The following is a 4,102-nucleotide window of genomic DNA, read 5'->3' as shown; positions in this document are numbered from 1 at the left end:
GTACGCGACGGCGTCGCCGGACGCGGGCGGTGCGCCGACGGCTAACACGGTCACCGGCTCGTCCGCGTCCGCGGGGTTGTACGCGCGCTGCGGGCTCTCGGGGTCGACCACGAACAGGTCGTCGGCCGGCACCTCGTAGGTCCGCTCCGGGGTCTCGACCGCGAGCGTCCCGTCGAGGACGTAGAACGCCTCCTGTTGGGTCTGGTGGTAGTGGTACGCCAAGGGGAGCTGCTCGCCGGGATCGGCGCGGAACCGGTTGATCGCCGCGGCGTCGAGTCCGCCCGGTTCGGCCAGCTTCCGACACTCGCAGGGGCGGCCCGACTCCGGTTCGACCGAGTCGACGTCGACGACGCGATATCCCATGCGAACTGATTCCACGGAGCGAGTAAAAGCGCGTCGGGAAACGGGCCGCGCCGCGCGGGAATCCCACACGGGGGCGTGGAGCGCAGTTTTAAGTGCGAGAACCGCCTACCGTGGGGTGAGAAGCCATGTCAGGGGACGAGTCACGCACACCGGAGCCAGTCGACGCCGATATCACGGCGGAGGCGTGCGGCCGCTGTTCGATGTCGACCGTGGTGGGGGCGGTGGCGGACGACCAGTCCTCCGAGGAGCGAGCCGAGCGCGACCCGTTCGCCGACGAGCGGATCGAGGTCGACGAGTCGTCGCTCCGCCGTATCTCGCCCGCCGGCTACCTCGGCGACCTCAAAGAGCGGATCAACGGGCTCGGCCGCCGGATCGCCTACGGGAAGTAACCCCTCGGCTCACGTCAGTTCGGAGAGATTTATACGCGTCCGTTCCGTAGCGAGGCCAATCGATGGAAGAGAGCATCTCCGGATTCAAGATGCGCGGCGACTGGGGCGACGTCGTCGAACACGGCGAGCGGGTCGCTCTCGCGCTCCGAGAGGTCGGCGTCGACGGCGGGCCTTACTACGAGTTCGACGAGTGGCGACCCAAGACCCACGAGCGAATCGACGAGGACGTCTCGGAGAAGACCGCGGCGCAGGCGTCCGTCGACGAGGGGAAAGGCGAGCGGGCGGGGAAATCGCCCGGCGACGACCTCCAGACGGCCGGCGAGAAGCTCACCGAGTCCTACGAGCAGGTCGAGGAGAACGACACCGAGAGCGCTCGCGAGAGCTGGGGCGAGTCGATCGAACACGTCGCTCGCGCGGCGGACTCGGCCAGCCGGAAGGCGCTCAGAAAGGTCGAAGACGCCGTCTACCGCAACGTGATGACCCAGATGGCACCGTACTACTTCGACAACGAGCTGGTCAGCGCCAACATCCAGGAGGTCGCCCGCGCGGAGGACGGCGAGACGTTCGTCTTCGAGGTGAACGTCAACGACGACGAGCTGAAAGACGAGGTGTCGGCCGTGCTCGGCGACTACGAGTCGGAGATAGACCGCTGGCACGTCGACACCGAGAAACGGACCGAGGACGTCGCCGCCGCGGAGGGCGTCGAGCCGCCGGCCGAGGAGGGCGGCCCGGACTCGACGACGACGTGAGCGTCGCGGGACATGGTCGGCTTTAACTCGCCGACCGTCGAATCGAACCTATGAGCGAGGTACTCCGGGTCGAGGCGGGGGAGTTGGCCGTCGACGAACTCATCGACGCGCTCAACGACGGACGGCGGATTCTCGTCGATGTCGAGGTCGCCGGGGCCAGCCACGAGGTCGCCCTCCGGTACGACGGGGAGACGTACCACTGCGACACGCCGACAAACCTCCACCGACACGCGGACGAGTCGGGGATGCGCGGGTGTATCGACCAGATGGGATACGCCGCCGAGGAGTGAGCCGGCCGAGCGACGAAGACCGGCATTTAACCTCGCCCCGCGCGAATCGGTCGACATGAGCGACCCCGAAATCGAGGACCTCGTCGGCGATCGGTCTCCCTCGTTCGAGCACGTCCTCTCTTGCGTCTTCGGCGTGCGCGACCACGAGAGCCGGGCGTACCTCGCGCTGCTCGACAACCCCGGCAGCACCGTCTCGGAACTCGCCGACGCCCTCGACCGGGACCGGTCGAACGTGAACCGGTCGCTGTCGACGTTACGGGAGAAGGGGCTCGTCGAGCGCCGTCGCCGCCTGCTCGACTCCGGCGGGTACGTCTACCAGTACACCGCGATCCCCGTGCCCGAGGCCAAGCGGCGGCTCCACGACGCCCTCGACGAGTGGGTCGGAGACGTCCACGACGCCATCGACGCGTTCGACCCCGACGAGCGCTGAGTCGGGGGACGGCGCGGACGCCTACTTCTCCGCCTCGTCCGACTCCTCGCCCGCGGTCAGTCCGTCGTCTTCGGGACGGTCGAGCGCGCGCTCGGTGTCGTGGTACTCGGAGTAACCGTCGAACCAGCGCGCGATCCGTTCGATCCGGTCGACGACGTGCGCCGGCTCGCCGGACCGGGAGAGCTCGTGGCCCTCGCGGGGGTACCTGACGAACCGCGTGTCGACGCCGTTCTTTCGGAGGATCCGGTGGTACAGCTCCGCCGTACAGATCGGCGTCCGCGTGTCGTCCTCGGAGTGGATCAACAGCGTCGGGGTGTCGACCGCGTCGGCGTGGCCCGTCGGCGACTGCTCCCAGAGCCACTCCGGCTCCTCGGACGGGACCGTGTCGAAGTCGCCCTCGACGAGCTTGTAGGCGGCGTCGGTCGAGCCGTAGAACCCGGTGAGGTCGTAGACGCCGCGCTGTGAGACGGCCGCGTCGAAGTAGTCGGTCTGTCCGACCGCCCACGCGGTCATGAACCCGCCGAAGGAGCCGCCGGTGACGAACGCGTTCGACGCGTCGATCTCGGGCCGGTCGGCGACCGTCTCGACGCCCGCCATCACGTCGCGCATGGTGACCGCGCCCCAGTCGCGCTCGATGGCTTGCATGAACTCCTCGCCGTAGCCGGTCGAGCCGCGCGGGTTCGACCAGAAGACGGCGTAGCCGCGGGCCGCAAGCGTCTGGAACTCGTGCCACATCGTCCCCGCGGTCGACCACATCGCGTGCGGGCCGCCATGGATCTCGACCGCGAGCGGGTACGGCTCGTCGGGAGCGGCGGACTCGTCGGCGTCGACCTCTGCGGGCGGCGTCAGCAGCCACCCCTGGATCTCGACGCCGTCGGACTCGAACCGGATCTCCTCGGGTTCGCCGACCGCGCGCTCGGCGAGGTAGTCGGCGTTCAGTTCGGTCAGGCGGGTCGTCTCGTCCGCCGCGGCGTCGTAGGCGAACGCATCCCCCGGCTGGTCCCACTCGCTGGCGGCGTACGCGACCGCGACCGACTCGGGTCCGGCATCGGTCTCGCCGCCGACGGTCGCGCCCGAGACCGTTCCGGGACGGAGGAGGCGTTCGGGGTCCGCGCTCCCGTCGGCGGGGACGTGCCACAGCGCCGTCTTCCCCTCGTCGGGCGTCGCGAAGTAGAGCGTCTCCTCGTCGGGCCCCCACTGCGGCGTCGTTCCCCGGCCGAGGCCGCGGTCGAGGTCGGCGGTGAGGTCAGTGACGTCCCCGGACGCCGCGTCGAGGACGCGGAGGTCGGTCGGGCGCATCGACACCTGATCCGGCTCCGCGTGGGTGAACGCGACGCGGCCGTCGGCGGCCGCCGCGAGGTCGGCCCCCCATCCGGTCGTGCTGTGGACGCGCTCGTCGTCGCCGGCGGCGAGATCCCGGGCGCAGATCGCGATCTCGACGGAGTCGTCGGGGTCGTCGCCGACCGCCTCGGTGTAGTACAGCGTGTCGGCGTCGCCCCACGTCGGGGCCGCGAAGTCGGCGTCGCGGTCGGTGATCCGCTCGATCGAGCCCGAATCGGCCGGGTCGGGGTCGGTGACGCCCCCGACGGTCGCGTCCGCGTCAGCGACGTACACGCCCGGTCGGCGGCCGTCGAAGTACCGCTCCATGGACCGGTAGACGGTCCGGTCGATCACGCGCGGGTCGGGGTGGTCGTCCGGCTCGTACTCGTCGGGCACGGCGAGGTCGCGGTCCGCGTCGCGGTCGTCGGCCGTCACCGACTGGACGAACGCGATCCGCTCCCCGTCGGGCGACCACGCGATCTGCGAGACGCCGCCGACCACATCGGTGAGGCGGCGGGCCTCGCCCCCGTCGACCGGGAGGACCCACAGCTGCTGGCGGTC

6 protein-coding genes are annotated in these 4,102 nt (G+C 70.3%); 4 read left to right on the top strand and 2 right to left on the bottom strand.

The window, feature by feature from the left end; all coding sequences use genetic code 11:
- The coding region (locus BN903_RS09945; RefSeq protein WP_048077578.1) for a cupin domain-containing protein at window positions 1-363 on the bottom strand (363 nt) is incomplete at its 3' end.
- Window positions 364-488: 125 nt separating this feature from the next.
- Between BN903_RS09945 and BN903_RS09940 the strand changes: the two genes are divergently transcribed.
- The 4 genes from BN903_RS09940 to BN903_RS09925 all read left to right on the top strand — a co-directional run bounded on the left by BN903_RS09940 (window position 489) and on the right by BN903_RS09925 (window position 2,221).
- Window positions 489-752, top strand: coding sequence for a hypothetical protein (locus BN903_RS09940; RefSeq protein WP_048077577.1), 264 nt, complete (start codon window positions 489-491; stop codon window positions 750-752).
- 62 nt (window positions 753-814) lie between these two features.
- Window positions 815-1,501 carry a DUF5828 family protein gene (locus BN903_RS09935; protein ID WP_048077576.1) on the top strand — a complete coding sequence of 229 codons (687 nt, stop codon included), beginning with the start codon at window positions 815-817 and terminating at the stop codon, window positions 1,499-1,501.
- A 50-nt stretch (window positions 1,502-1,551) separates the two neighbouring features.
- Window positions 1,552-1,791, top strand: coding sequence for a hypothetical protein (locus BN903_RS09930; RefSeq protein WP_048077575.1), 240 nt, complete (start codon window positions 1,552-1,554; stop codon window positions 1,789-1,791).
- Window positions 1,792-1,846: 55 nt separating this feature from the next.
- On the top strand, window positions 1,847-2,221 hold the full coding sequence (locus BN903_RS09925; protein ID WP_048077574.1) for a helix-turn-helix domain-containing protein: 375 nt from the start codon (window positions 1,847-1,849) through the stop codon (window positions 2,219-2,221).
- A 21-nt stretch (window positions 2,222-2,242) separates the two neighbouring features.
- Here the strand turns inward: BN903_RS09925 and BN903_RS09920 are convergent.
- Window positions 2,243-4,102: S9 family peptidase (locus tag BN903_RS09920; RefSeq protein WP_048077573.1), on the bottom strand; the 1,860-nt coding region annotated here is incomplete at its 5' end.

Source organism: Halorubrum sp. AJ67 (assembly GCF_000513435.1).
This window is presented reverse-complemented; position numbering and strand designations above follow the sequence as displayed.

Excerpts from the sequence above, each read along its gene's own strand:
- BN903_RS09940 (WP_048077577.1), top strand. The coding sequence starts at position 489 with ATGTCAGGGGACGAGTCACGCACACCGGAGCCAGTCGACGCCGATATC.
- BN903_RS09935 (WP_048077576.1), top strand. The coding sequence starts at position 815 with ATGGAAGAGAGCATCTCCGGATTCAAGATGCGCGGCGACTGGGGCGAC.
- BN903_RS09930 (WP_048077575.1), top strand. The coding sequence starts at position 1,552 with ATGAGCGAGGTACTCCGGGTCGAGGCGGGGGAGTTGGCCGTCGACGAA.
- BN903_RS09925 (WP_048077574.1), top strand. The coding sequence starts at position 1,847 with ATGAGCGACCCCGAAATCGAGGACCTCGTCGGCGATCGGTCTCCCTCG.